Origin of the sequence: Streptomyces sp. NPDC058335, from assembly GCF_042723915.1 — a bacterium.
GTDB lineage: Bacteria > Actinomycetota > Actinomycetes > Streptomycetales > Streptomycetaceae > Streptomyces.
In genome coordinates this window covers 44,121-56,709 of the sequence record NZ_JBHXHX010000021.1, presented here as the reverse complement: position 1 = coordinate 56,709, position 12,589 = coordinate 44,121, and the positions used below count along the sequence as shown (strand labels likewise).

Sequence of the window (12,589 nt, the reverse complement as noted above, 5' to 3'; positions counted from 1 at the left end):
CCCGTGAGGTCTTTCGGCATTGTCCCCTCGCGGCATCCGTTTCCGGTGGGACATCACCGATCGCCCTGCTCGATCAATCGTTGTATGAAGTGCCTGAATATCCCGCCCACTCGTGCCACTCTTCCGGCGTCGTGGTAATGGTTCTCGTACCACAGCGAGCCGGTGAGGACCCCGTCCGCCATCTCCAGGTCGGCGAAGAGGGTGCTGGCGCACGCCAGCGCCTGCTCGGGGCCGGCGAAGACCGGGAGCGGGTGGTCGGGGTAGAGGCCCTGTGGGGTCACGGCGAGCCCGGGAGGGAACGGCAGCGGGCGGTTCGGCTCCTCCGCCAGCCAGCCGGTCACTCCGCTCAGCCGCAGTTCCAGGTGGGCCAGAGCGCTGCGGTAGTACGCCCCGTCGCCCGGCGGGCGGTCCAGGACATGGGAGGCGATCTCGCTGAGCGGCAGGTCGGCGGAGTTCGAGGCCGTCTGGACGCTGTCGTGGACGGCTCTGAGGAACGCGGGCAGGGGCTGGCGCCCCGTCTCGAGCGGAACCGGGACCACGTTGCTGAACAGACCGAGCGTCTCACGGGTACCGGCGGAGGTCCGCCCATGTGTGTAGACGGAACCCAGCAGCCGGTCACGCTCGTACTCCGTGGAGACCGCGTGGCTCAGGGCCGCCAGCAGGACGGTGTGGAGCGTGACGCGCTCGGCTCGTGAGCGCCGCAGCAACAGCCGGGTCTCCTCGGCCGTCAGTGTCAGCGGTAGGGAGCCGAACTCCGCCTCGGCGACGACCGCCCCGGCATCACCCGCCAGCGGGTCCGCCGCACCGTACGCCAACAGTTCCCCGGCGAGGGCGGCGGTCCGCCCGCGCAGGGCCGAGCGCGCCTCGGGCGCGTGCTCCCGGCTGATCAGCCGGGTGTAACTCGAGGGATCGGCACGGCGCTTGGCGGTGCCGTGGCCGGGTGCGACACGCTCGTGGTAGCCATGGGCGAGCAGGTCCCGAAAGAGGAGGTGGGACGTACCGTCGAAGATCAGATGGTGGAACTGCGCGACGAGGAGATGTTCTTCCTCGTCCGTGCGCACCAGGGTCGTGCGCATCATGCGGTCCGTCAGATCGAGGGGCCGGGAGAGGATCCGCGTCACCTCCGCCGCACTCTCCTGCGGCGCCACCCGTACGGTGTCCAGCGGCCCCGGCGTGGGCCGCAGAGCCTGTCCGGGCCAGGCCGCCGACGGGTCCGGCCCGGCGGCTGCCGCGAGATGCAGGCGCAGTGCCTCGTGGTGGGTGGCGATCTCGGCCAGCGTGTCCCGCAGCGCTCCCGTGTCGAGCGGGCCCCGGAACAGCAGGGTCTCGGACGACTCGATCGGCGGGGAGTCACCGGTGTAGCTGCGGGTCCACTCCCAGCACCAGTCCTGGCGGGAGAACAGGGGCAGCGGGGTGAGACCGGCCGAGGGAGGGTGGGCCGGGGGTCGGTGACTCATGGGAGGGCGCTCTCTTCCAAGATGCGTACGGCCGTGACGTACCTGCGGGTGTTTCCCGCGGGGCCGAGCAGCTCCGGCAGGGCGCGTACGGCGGGCACGGGGTGCTTCTCGGTGAACCGGGTGAGGTTCACCGTGTGCTGCTCCCAGCGATCTGCGCGTTCGTGGGTGAGGTGCACGCCGGGCGCGGCGGGCGCGAGGCGCATCCCGGCCCCCGACGACCAGAGGCGCAGACCGAGTTCGAGGTCCTCGCACCCCCATGTCGTACCGAAGGTCTCGTCGTAGCCGCCGGATCGCTCCCACAGCCCGTAGGGCATGGAGGTGTTGGCTCCGATGCAGGTCAGCCATGGTGCCACCGGCTCCAGTTCACCTTCGGCCATGCGGATCACCAGGGTTTCCAGCGCGTTCGCCACCGTGCGTCCGAACCGGCCGCTCGTCGCCGCCGCATGGGGATCGGGAAGAAGTTCGTCCGGCTCGGTCGCCAACAGGCGTCGGGCGCCGGGAAGTTCGCGGACCGGACCGTGGACGCAGGCGGGTTCACGGCCGGTGTGCTCGGTGACGTGGGCGGCCAGGGCCGTCGGCGGGAGCAGGATGTCGTCGTCCAGGAAGAGCAGCAGGCCGCCGCGGGCCGCGGCCGCCCCGGCGTTGCGGGCGGCGGCGCGGCCCGCCCTCGGTCCCGGCACCGTGCGTACGGGCAGCCGTGCGGCGGCGGCCGCCACGACGTCGGCGGTGCCGTCCGTGCAGCCGTCGTCGACGACCACGATCTCGTGGGTCTCCGAGCACATCTGCCGGGCCAGGCAGGTCAGGACCAGCCGCAGACTGTCCGCCTTGTCGCGGGTGGGGATGACCACGCTGGCCGCCGGCCGGGTCATGTCGGGCTCCCCTCGTGGAGCTGGTCCGCTCCGGCGAGCAGGCTCGGGCCGTGGGCGGCGAGCAGGGCGGCGCCGGCGAGGGAGGAGTGCGGACCGTGGACGGCCGGCCCGACCTCGGGGAGCGGCCGCCCCGGGCGGACCGTCGCGGACAGGCACCGCGCGACCCGGCCGGGCAGGGGCGCGAGCGCGGCTCCGAGACCGCCGCCGATGGTGACGTGCGCGGGCTGGACGAGCTCCACGAGGATCCGCAACGCGCGGGCGATCACGTCCGCCGCGTGGTCGAGAGTGCGTTCCGCCCAGGGTTCGGTGCGCTCCACGCCCGCCACCAACTCGGCGGTCGTCGTGGTCAGTCCACGCGCCGCGGAGGCGTGGGCGGCCAGAGCCTCGGCCGAGACCACGGCCTGCAGGCAGCCGCGTGTGCCGCACCGGCAACGCGGGCCCTCCGGATCGACCACCAGGTGGCCCAGCTCGCCGGCCGTGCCCCAGGCGCCGGTCAGCAGTCGGCCACCGCTGACCAGACCGCCGCCGACGCCCGTGCCGATGCCCAGGTAGACCAGGTCCCGACTGCCCGTGGAGCGGGCCTCGGCCAGCCCGGCGAGCGTCGCGTCGTCTCCGAACAGAACCTCGGCGCCGCTGCCCACGAAGGGCGCGCGCAGCGAACGGCCCACCCAGTCGGGCCGGCTGGGCCAGCTCACGACGCGCCCGTCGGCACCGACGTTGGGTGCCGCCGCCACGCCGATACGGGCGGGGGCTCCGCCCAGGGCGCCGATCGCCTCGGCCACGGACGTCTCCAGAAGATCCGACTGGCTTCCCGCGTCACCGCCGGCGGGCCACGGGACGGTGCGCTCGTGCACGGCCGCACCGGCGGCCACGGCGCGCAGGGCGAGCTTGGTGCCGCCGATGTCCACGGCGAGGACGCGGTCCGCGGCAGCAGGGTCCGTGAACGGGCGCGTGCTGGTCACGACGGCTTCCGGGCGGTCAGGATCGTGTACGGCGCCTGCTCGGTACCGCGGCTCTCCTCCACCCGCAGGCCCACCGCCTCCAGGCCCGCCCGCAGCTCCTGTGGAGTCCACCAGTGCAGGTGTCCGTCGACCAGCCAGCGGACGACCGTCGTACGGCTCGTCCCGTCGGCGAGGGCGAGCGGGTCGGGCACGAAGGCGTCGACCACCACGAGCAGTCCCTTCGGCCTCAGCAGCGCGGCGAGCGCTCCGAGTTGGGCGGCCGGGCCGTGGACGCCGCCGAGGACCACGCAGGCGGCGTACTCCGCGTCGGCCGACGGCGGGGCACCGCCGTCGCCGATCTCCAGCAGCGCACCGTCGACGGCGGCCTCGGCGAGCAGCCCCTCCACGGCCGCGCGCAGGCGCGCGTCCGGTGGCGGGGGTCCGGCCAGCGCGGTCGGCAGCCGCGGTCCCTCGCCCGCCGCGTCCCCGCGCACCCGGGCCGCCAGCACCCGGCCGGCCGGGACGACGTCCGTGGGGTACGCCCAGGGGTCGGGCGGACCCGCCGACCCGGCGTCGGTGACCAACAGCCCCAGCGCGCAGGCGGTGTCCAGCACGGGCGACAGCACGTCCGCGCGCAGCCCTGCCGTCCGGGCCAGGTCGGCGGCGGTGCCGCCGTCGGCCAGGAGCGGGGGCAGGCCGAGTTCGGTGAGGGCCGCCGCCAGGACCTGCTCGGCCGGAGCGTCCGGGCGGGCGGCCGCGTGTGCGAGGCGGTACACGGGGGCCGCCTGCGCCTTGCCGACGGCGGACCGGCGCAGCCGGTAGCGCGGCTGGAAGCTGTCGGGCACCTTGTACGCGGCCAGCTCGGCGCGGGCGTACGCCTGTACCCGCCGCGGCGCGGCCAGTTCGGCGTCGGCGGGCACGTACTCGACGGTGAGGCCCTGGTCGTCGGAGTCGTCCGGTCCTGTCGCCGTCACCGAGACGTCGGCGACGCCCGGGGCCGCCCGCAGCACCGACTCCACCTCCATCGTGGACACCCAGCGGGCCCCGCGCCGGACCACTCCGAGCCGGGCTCTGCCCAGGATGCGGTGCACGCCGTGTTCGTCGCGATCGGCGAGGTCGTGCAGGCGGTGGGTGGAGCCGTCCTCCAGGACGACGGCGAGTTCTCCCTGGGCCGCGCCCGTGCCGGGCAGGGTGGTGCCGTCGGGGTCCAGCAGGTCGATCCGAACGCCCGGCATCGGACGGCCGACGGCTCCCGACGGCAGCCCCGGTTCCCCCCACAGCACGGCGCCCGTCTCGCTGGAGCCGAAGTTGCGGGAGACGCCCACACCGAGTGTGCGGGTCCACAGCGCGTCCAGCTCGGCTTCCACGTATCCGGCGCCGGCCATCACCCGGCGCAGCGCGGGGAAGGGGGCGTCGTCGGCCAGGGCCCTGCGGCGCGCCAGGACACGGGCCAGGCCGGGCACGGTGACCAGGACCGTCGCCCGCTCCCGCAGCCGCGCGTGTACGGCGCCGACGGCACGTGGCGGCACCGGGTCCACGTGCGCCCCGGCCACCAGCGCGCCGGCCAGCCAGCCGAACGCGTAGGCGTGGCTCAGCGGCAACGGCAGCAGTACGGAGTCCTCGGGCCGCGCAAGACCCGCGCGGTGGTAGCGCACCCCCTCGTCGAGCACGGAACGCGGCGACCGCGCGACGACCTTGGGCGTGCCGGTGGACCCTGAGGAGGCGAGCAGAACCGTGCCGGGGGTGTGGGCGGCTGCCTCGGAGGCTGCGTCACCGACGGCCTTCCCGTCATCGGCGAGCCCTCCGTCCGCCCAGTGATCCTCTGTCGACAGCACCGCCCATTCCGCCCCGTCGGGGTCCGCCACCAGTGTCCGGCGGGCCCCCGCGGTCCTCAGCAGCCTGCGGCTCTCCGCCGGTGGCGAGTCCGCGGGCAGCAGCAGGGGGCAGGCGCCCGCAGCCGTCAGCGCGAGCAGGCCCAGCACCCATTCCGGCTGGTTGGGCCCCTGGAGTCCGACGGCCTCCGCGGGCCGTACGCCCTGCGCGCGCAGCCGCTCCGCCAGCTCCGTCACGCGTGCGACGGCCGTACGGCGGGTCAGGTCGCCGAGCGCGAGCGCGTCCGGGTTCAGGTCCGCCCGGGAGAACTCCTGCCACAGATCCCGGGCGGTCACCTCGCCGTGCCCTGCGCCGCCGTCTCCAGCCGCCGTACCAGTGCCTCCGCGGCGAGTTCGTACCCGTGCGTGCCGAAGCCCGCGATGACGCCCACGGCGAGCGGGGACACGACGGAGTTGTGCCGGAAGGACTCGCGGGCCCAGACGTTGGAGATGTGCACCTCGGCCCAGGGCGCCGGGTAGTCGGCCAGGGCGTCGCGCAGACTCCAGCCGGCGATCATCAGGGCGCCGGGGTTGACGATCGCGGCGGCGGTGTCCCGGTGCTTGTGCAGCGCGCGGATCAACTCGCCCTCGCCGTCGTGCTGTTCGCAGCGGAGTCCGTACCCGGCGCGGGCCAGCCGCAGGGCGACCGCCTCCTCCACCTCGGCGAGGGTGGTGGTGCCGTAGACCCCGGGTTCGCGCGTGCCGAGCGTGCCCAGGTTGGGGCCGTTGAGCAGCAGGAGGTCACGGGAGGTGGAGGCGGTGGTCACGCGGGGATCCCTTCACGGCGGTGCAGCAGGGCGGCCAGTTCGGCGCACGAGCCGGCCACCAGATCGGGCTGGTGGGCGAGCAGTTCCGTCCGGTCGCCCTGGCCCCAGAGGCCGGCGGCGGTCCGGGTGCCGGCCGCGCGGCCGGCCCGGAGGTCCAGCGCGGAGTCGCCGACCATGACGGCGCCCTCGGCGGCGGCGCCGATCTTCTCCAGGGCGAGCAGGACGATGTCCGGAGCGGGTTTGCCGTGCGCCACCTCGTCGCTGCCGCACACCGCGTCCAGCAGGCTCAGCAGGCCGGTCGCCGCCAGGGCCTCGACGGCACGGCCGTGGGTCTTGCCGGTGGCTACGGCGGTGGGGACGCCCGCCTCGCGCAGTCCGGCGAGCAGTTCGGCGGCGCCGGGGCAGGGCTCGATCTCGTGGACCAGCTTGCGGCTCTCGACGACGAACGGCTCGTACATCCCGGCGGGCAGGCCCATGATCGCCAGGGTGTCGGGCATGTGCCGCCCGAGGTGGGTCAGGTACTCCTCGAAGGGTGCCTCGCCGTCGCCGACCGTGAGGGCGTACGCGCGCTGGAAAGCCCTGCGCATCACGTGGATGCTGTCGATGAGCACGCCGTCGAGGTCCAGGACGACGGCCCGCGGCCAGAGTTCACTCACCGTTCGCTCCCTTTCGGGCGGCGTCGGCCGCGGTCCGCAGGCTCGCCACCAGATGGGCGACGTCGTCGTCCGTCATGGTCGCGCCGAGTCCGACGGTGACGGACCGGCCCAGGACGGCCTCGCTGGCGCGCAGGCGCGCGGTGGCGTCCCAGGCGACGCCCCAGGGGGTGCGGCCGGCGCGGACGGCGGGGTTCTGCTGCACCAGGCGGCCCGAGTAGAGCGTGGCCGCGGGGATGCCGGCCGCGGTGAGCGCGGTGACGAACCGGCGGGCGGCCATGCGGTTGTCCAGCAGGACCGTGAGATCGCCGCCGCTGCCCTCCTCGTCCGGCAGCCGCCGCCACTCGAGCGCCAGGTCGGCGAGGTCCGCGCGGACGACACGGGCGATGTCGCGCAGCCGCCGCAGCATGGGCGTGAGCCGTTCCAGCTGTACGGACAGCAGGGCGCCGGCTATCTCGGTCATCCGCAGGTTGGCGCCGAGGAAGGCCTCGCCGGCGGCGCCGCCGCGCTCGCCGCTGCGCGAGGTGGTGAACTGCCCGCCCTGGTCCTGGTAGCGGACCACGCGGTCGTGGACGTCGGGGTCCGTCGTGACGACGGCACCGCCCTCGCCGGCGGTGATGTTCTTCTCCAGCTGGAAGCTGAAGGCGCCCGCGTCGCCGATCGAGCCGACCGGGCGCCCCCGGTAGCTGACCCCGCAGGCCTGGGCGGCGTCCTCCAGTACCCGGATGCCGTGCTTGCGGGCGACGGCCAGGATGGGGTCCATGTCGGCGGCGGCGTTGTTCAGGTGGACGGGCATGACCGCGAAGGTCCGCTCGGTGACGAGCTGTTCCCAGGCCGTGGGGTCGAGGGTGAGCGACTCGTCGATGTCGGCGAAGACGGGGATGCCACGCGCGGCGACGACGGCGTTGACGCAGCCGATGAAGGTGGCTGACGGCACGATGACCTCGCCGCCCTCAGGTATCCCCAGGCCGATCAGTGCACAGGTCAGGGCGGCGGTCCCGGAGGACACGCCCACCGCGTGGGGCGCCTGGTGAAGGGCGGCGAACCGCTCCTCGAAGCGCTCGACGCGGCGCTGGAGCGCGGGACCGTAGTAACGGAAGAGGGAGCGGCTCTCCAGCACGTCCAGCGCGGCGGCCTTCTCCTCCTCGCCCCACAGGGCCAGGCCACGCAGCGGCTCGTAGCGCAGCGCCGTGGGCTCGGACAGGGATGCAGTCATGAATTCGTCTCCGGTGCTGTCCAGTCGGCGGACGTGGCGCGGTAACAGGCCTCGACCACGACCAGGGCTTCGCGGGCCTCGCGCAGGGCCCGGCCCGTGGCGTCGGTCCGGGCCAGTTCGGCGGCCAGCGCGTCGAGTTGCAGGTCGTACTCGTCACCGACGCCGGCCGGGGGCAGCGGCACCCGGCGCTCGGCGCCTTCCTGGCGGAGTGTGAGCGTCGGTTCGGCCACGCGCCGGGGGCTGAAGCCGAACGTGGTGGTCAGCTCGGCGGTACCCGCGGTGCCGTGCAGCACCAGCCGGGTGCGGTCGACCGCCTCGTGCGACGCCCAGGCGAAACGCAGGTACATGCCGTATCGCTCGGTGGCCACCAGGGCGGTGAGTTGGTCCTCCACATCGGCCGTGCCGAGGGCGACGCCGTCGGCGTGCCAGTCGGCGCCCCAGCCTTCGCGCGTGAGGAAGTCGCAGAAGGGGAGGGCGGTGGCGTGGCGCACGCCGGAGGCGCCCCACAGGTGGTGCAGGACATCGATGACGTGCCACCCCAGGTCGACCAGGACGCCACCGCCGGCCGTCTCCCGGCGGGCGAACCAGTCGCTGCCGGGAATGCCCCGGGAGCGGACCCAGCTCAGCTCGGCGAGCCGAGGCGTGCCGAGCGCCCCGTCGGCGACGAGGCGCGCCAGCTCCCCGACGTCGGCGCGGTGCCGGGCGGCGGTGGACAGCAGCAGCCGTCCCCCGCCGTCGCGGGCCGCGTCCTCGAGGAGCCGCAGGTGGCCGAAGTCGGTGCCGGTCGGCTTCTCCAGGAAGACGGCGAGGCCCTGGCGCAGGAAGTGGCCCGCGAGAGCGCCGTGGGTGTGGTTCGGGGTGAGGACGAAGACGAGGTCGGCCTCACCCCGCCCGAGCTCCTCGTGTCCGCCGTACACCCGTGCCCCGGCCACCAGGGCGCCGGCCCGCTCGACGGCCTCGGACCGCGGCTCCACCACGGCGACGACGTCGAAGTCCGGGTGCTTGACCAGCCGCGGCAGCCATACCTCGCGGGCCACCCAGCCCAGCCCGACAACGGCGACCCTCATCAAGCGGAACGCTTCTTCCCCGCCAGTTCGGACAGCACCTTCGCCACTGCCTCGGCGACGTCGGCGCAGTCGGCGTCCGTGCCGAGCAGCACCCGGTGGTGCAGCCAGAAGCCGTGCGCGCCCAGATGTTCGCTGACCGGGTTGCGCTCGGCCAGCTCGGCGGTGTCCGGCAGTCCGTTGCCGCGCAGCGCCTCGTGGGCCTGCGTGCGGTACACCGGCGGGTAGTTGACGAAGGCGGGGATGCCCTCGGCGACCAGCGCCCTGACCACCAGGTCGCGGTCGGTCCCGGGGTGCGTGGCGGGGTCGAGGGCGGCCATGGCCATGTAGTGCGGGTTGAGGTCACAGCGCGGGTCACGGCCCTGCGGGACCACACCGGGTATCTCGCGCAGCGCCGCGGACAGGGTCTTCCAGCGGCTCTCGCGGCGCGCGTTCTGCTCGGCGAGCCGGACGAGTTGGGCGCGCAGGACCGCGCCGGCGAACTCCGTCATGCGGTAGTTCGACGACGGGGTGCGGTGCTCGTAGTTCGTGTCACCCATGGGCCGGCCGCAGCTGTGCCGGGCGAACACCTCGTCGAACCGCTCCGCCGACGGCAGCAGCAGCGCCCCTCCCTCGCCCGCGGTCATGAGCTTGCCGTTCTGGAAGCTGAAGGCGGCGAGCGTACCGAAGTCACCGATGCGCCGGCCGGACCAGACGGCGCCGTGCGCATGTGCGGCGTCCTGGAAGACGACGACGTCGTGCCGGGCCGCCCAGGCACCGATGGCGTCCATGTCGGCGACGTGCCCGGCCATGTGCACGGGGATGACGACGCGGGTGCGCGGCGTGCGGACGGCGTCCAGGGTCCGCGGGTCGAGGCAGTACGTCACGGGGTCCACATCGACCGGGACCGGGACGCCGCCCGCCCGCTGTACGGCGATCGATGTGGAGATGAAGGTGAAGGCGGGCACGATCACCTCGTCCCCCGGCTGCAGACCCAGCAGCTCCAGGCCCAGCTCCAGAGCGTGCGTGCCGTTGGTGACGGCGAGCGTCGTGCCGCCGTGGTACGCGCCGAACTCCGCCTCGAACGAGGTGACCTCGCTGCCGCCGACTCGCCACCACTGGCCCTGGTCGACCGCGCGGATCAGCGCCGCGCGTTCGGTGTCGTCATGGTACGGCCAGGCCGGAAAGTCGTGGCGGCGGACCGGATGCCCACCGTCGAGTGCCAGAGCCACTGTGTGTCCCTCTCAGTCGGTGTCAGTCGGTGGCGGGGCTGCCGGTCGCCGACGACTGGGACGACGCCAACGCGTCCAGGTCGTCGGCCGAGTGCGCCACCACGTAGTCTTCCATGATCATCCAGTCCAGCCGGCTGCCGCCGTAGAACTCGAGGGCCTGCTGCGGCGTCTCCACGATCGGCTGACCGTTGTCGTTGAACGACGTGTTGAGCACCACCGGAACTCCGGTCAGCTGGTGGAAGTGCGAGATCAGTCGGTGGTACGCGCCGTTGTCCTCGGCTGTGACGGTCTGCACACGCGCGGTCCCGTCGACGTGCACGATGGCCGGGACCTCGCCCTGCTTCTCGGGCCGGACCGGCGCCACGATGAGCATGTACGGCGACTCGATGTCGAGGTCGAAGTAGTCGGCGGCGTGTTCGCGCAGCACCGCCGGGGCGAAGGGCCGGAAGGGCTCGCGGTGCTTGACCCGGGCGTTGATGATGTCCTTCATCTCGGCGCGCCGGGGGTCGGCCAGGATGCTGCGGTGGCCCAGGGCGCGCGGCCCGAACTCCGACCCGCCGGTGAACCAGCCCAGCAGCTTGCCCTGCGCCAGCAGTTCGGCGCCGATCCGGGACGGCTCGTCCACCTTGCGGTAGGGCAGTCCGGAGGCGTCTAGCGCGGCCCGCACCTCGGGGTCCCCGTAGGTGCGGCCGAGGTAGGCGTGGCGCTGGGCGGTGCGGGCGGGCGCCTCGCGGAGCTGTCCGGCGATGACGTGGTAGCCGTAGTAGGCGTTGCCGACGGCGCAGCCGCCGTCGCCCGCGGCGGGCTGCACGAAGACGTTCTCGAAGGGGGTCTCGCGCAGCAGACGGCCGTTGGCCACGCAGTTCAGCGCGACGCCGCCGGCCAGGCACAGGTCGGTGAGCCCGGTGTCGGCGTGGAGCCGCCGGGCCACGTGCAGGAGCGTCTCCTCCAGCGTGTCCTGGGCGGCGTAGGCGAGGTCGGCGGCGCGAGCGAAGCGTTCGTCGCCCTCGTAGCCGTCGAGGGCGTGCTCGATGAAGTCGAGCAGTCCGCCGTTCTTGAGGTGCAGTTCGTAGCCGCCGTCGGGCAGCAGCGTGAGGTACTCGCGGAACTCCTTGCAGTAGCGCGGGGTGCCGTAGGGCGCGAGGCCCATCGTCTTGCCGTCCTCGGACAGGTACCAGTGGCGACCCTCGTACTCGTTCTCGTACAGCACGAAGCCGATGGCCTTGCTGACCGCCTTGTACATGTAGCCGAGGGAGTGGTCGCTGTCGCCGGCCTGGTAGACCCGCAGCGAACTGAGGCCGTCGGTGGACCAGTCGGTGCCGAGCACCTTGGACAGCTCGGTGATGGTGGTGCCCTCGCCGACGGCGGTGGTGAGGGTCTCCACGCCGCGGTCGTCGATCAGGCTGCCCGCTCCGTCGACCACGAGGATGGCCGCCCGCTCGAAGGGCGAGGGGAAGAAGGTGCTGGCCGCGTGCGCCATGTGATGGCGTATCAGGTGGATGCGCTTACGGAAGGGAAAGTAGGCGGGCGCCAGCAGCGTGTCGTCGGCGACGATGACGTCGACGTCGGCGAGACGCGCCTGTGCCATGTCGAGGCAGTACCGCCACGACTGGTTGAACAGCGAGTTGACTCCGACCGAGTACTTGACCCGGCGTACCCGCTCCTCCTCGATTCCGGCGGCGATGACGCCGTCGGCGACGAGGCATGCGGCGAAGTCGTGGTTGGACCCGCCCAGGCCGAGCGTCAGCATCCCCGTGTTTCCCCTCTTCGAGTTCGCAGGATTCCTTGTGTCACGGCTGCACGGCGTGGATCAGGTAGTTCAGTGTGTCCTCCCCGTCCGCCATCGGCGGCTTCAGGACGCTGGGCTCCAGACCCATCTCCCGCAGGTACAGGCAGAGTTCGTCGACCCGGCCGTGCACGTCCTGGACGTCGATGAAGACGTTGCGCAGCAGGGGGCGCAGGTCCGCGTCGACACCCCGCAGGATCTCCAGTTCGGAGCCCACCGCGTCGATCTTCAGCAGGTCGACGGGGCGGTCGGTACCGATGTGGCGGGAGAGCCGGTCGACGTTGACGGTGATCTCGCGTCCCTGGAACATCCGCTCCACGACCCGCGGCGGAAAGCTCCTACCCAGCAGTTCCCTCAACTGCCCCTGATCCTGCGGGTACAAGGTCGAACTGCTGGGGAGCAGCGGGTAGTAGCGGAAGGACACGTCGGCCGCCTCCGTGCTGCCCAGCGCGGTCTCGTGCACGGACACGTCATGGAGGCCGAACTCCGCCACATTGGCGTGCAGAGCCGCGACGAGTTCGGGCAACGGTTCGAAGGCCACGATGCGCGCCTTGGGCCGCCGCTGCTTCACGAAGAGCGTGAACAGCCCGATGTTCGCCCCGACGTCGACGACGAACGGTTCGTCGGGAAGGGAAATACCGGCGTAGGTTCCGCCTTCGAACATCTCGCGGTAAAGAAAGCGCGCGTCCAGCGCGCTCACGGCGTGCACGGAGAACCCCTCAGCGACCTCCGTCAGCTTGGAGGGTGTCATATA

Annotated in this window: 11 protein-coding genes; all 11 read right to left on the bottom strand. The window is 73.1% G+C overall.

Annotated features, from left to right (window positions below):
* Positions 1–53: 53 nt before the first annotated feature.
* The 11 genes from ACFWJX_RS32735 to ACFWJX_RS32685 are packed head-to-tail and all read right to left on the bottom strand — an operon-like array spanning position 54 to position 12,586.
* On the bottom strand, positions 54–1,457 hold the full coding sequence (locus tag ACFWJX_RS32735; protein ID WP_383249947.1) for a condensation domain-containing protein: 1,404 nt from the start codon (positions 1,455–1,457) through the stop codon (positions 54–56).
* The gene (locus ACFWJX_RS32730; protein ID WP_383249946.1) at positions 1,454–2,326 is read right to left on the bottom strand and encodes a glycosyltransferase family 2 protein; all 873 of its coding nucleotides are present in this window, start codon (positions 2,324–2,326) and stop codon (positions 1,454–1,456) included. Before ACFWJX_RS32730 ends, ACFWJX_RS32735 begins: the two co-directional genes overlap by 4 nt.
* Complete coding sequence (locus ACFWJX_RS32725; protein WP_383249945.1) at positions 2,323–3,288, bottom strand: ROK family protein; 966 nt, start codon at positions 3,286–3,288, stop codon at positions 2,323–2,325. Before ACFWJX_RS32725 ends, ACFWJX_RS32730 begins: the two co-directional genes overlap by 4 nt.
* A complete protein-coding gene (locus ACFWJX_RS32720; RefSeq protein ID WP_383249944.1) occupies positions 3,285–5,435 on the bottom strand; it encodes a class I adenylate-forming enzyme family protein in 2,151 nt (716 codons plus the stop codon). Before ACFWJX_RS32720 ends, ACFWJX_RS32725 begins: the two co-directional genes overlap by 4 nt.
* Positions 5,432–5,905, bottom strand: coding sequence for a type II 3-dehydroquinate dehydratase (locus tag ACFWJX_RS32715; protein WP_383249943.1), 474 nt, complete (start codon positions 5,903–5,905; stop codon positions 5,432–5,434). Before ACFWJX_RS32715 ends, ACFWJX_RS32720 begins: the two co-directional genes overlap by 4 nt.
* On the bottom strand, positions 5,902–6,561 hold the full coding sequence (locus ACFWJX_RS32710) for an HAD-IA family hydrolase (protein ID WP_383249942.1): 660 nt from the start codon (positions 6,559–6,561) through the stop codon (positions 5,902–5,904). The genes ACFWJX_RS32715 and ACFWJX_RS32710 overlap by 4 nt, the downstream gene beginning before the upstream one ends.
* Complete coding sequence (locus ACFWJX_RS32705) at positions 6,554–7,774, bottom strand: DegT/DnrJ/EryC1/StrS family aminotransferase (protein ID WP_383249941.1); 1,221 nt, start codon at positions 7,772–7,774, stop codon at positions 6,554–6,556. Before ACFWJX_RS32705 ends, ACFWJX_RS32710 begins: the two co-directional genes overlap by 8 nt.
* On the bottom strand, positions 7,771–8,841 hold the full coding sequence (locus ACFWJX_RS32700; RefSeq protein WP_383249940.1) for a Gfo/Idh/MocA family protein: 1,071 nt from the start codon (positions 8,839–8,841) through the stop codon (positions 7,771–7,773). The genes ACFWJX_RS32705 and ACFWJX_RS32700 overlap by 4 nt, the downstream gene beginning before the upstream one ends.
* Entirely contained in the window at positions 8,841–10,049 is a 1,209-nt protein-coding gene (locus ACFWJX_RS32695; RefSeq protein ID WP_383249939.1) for a DegT/DnrJ/EryC1/StrS family aminotransferase, read from the bottom strand. Before ACFWJX_RS32695 ends, ACFWJX_RS32700 begins: the two co-directional genes overlap by 1 nt.
* A gap of 22 nt (positions 10,050–10,071) precedes the next feature.
* A complete protein-coding gene (locus ACFWJX_RS32690) occupies positions 10,072–11,799 on the bottom strand; it encodes a carbamoyltransferase (protein ID WP_383249938.1) in 1,728 nt (575 codons plus the stop codon).
* Positions 11,800–11,839: 40 nt separating this feature from the next.
* The gene (locus ACFWJX_RS32685; protein WP_383249937.1) at positions 11,840–12,586 is read right to left on the bottom strand and encodes an FkbM family methyltransferase; all 747 of its coding nucleotides are present in this window, start codon (positions 12,584–12,586) and stop codon (positions 11,840–11,842) included.
* Between the last annotated feature and the right edge of the window lie 3 nt (positions 12,587–12,589).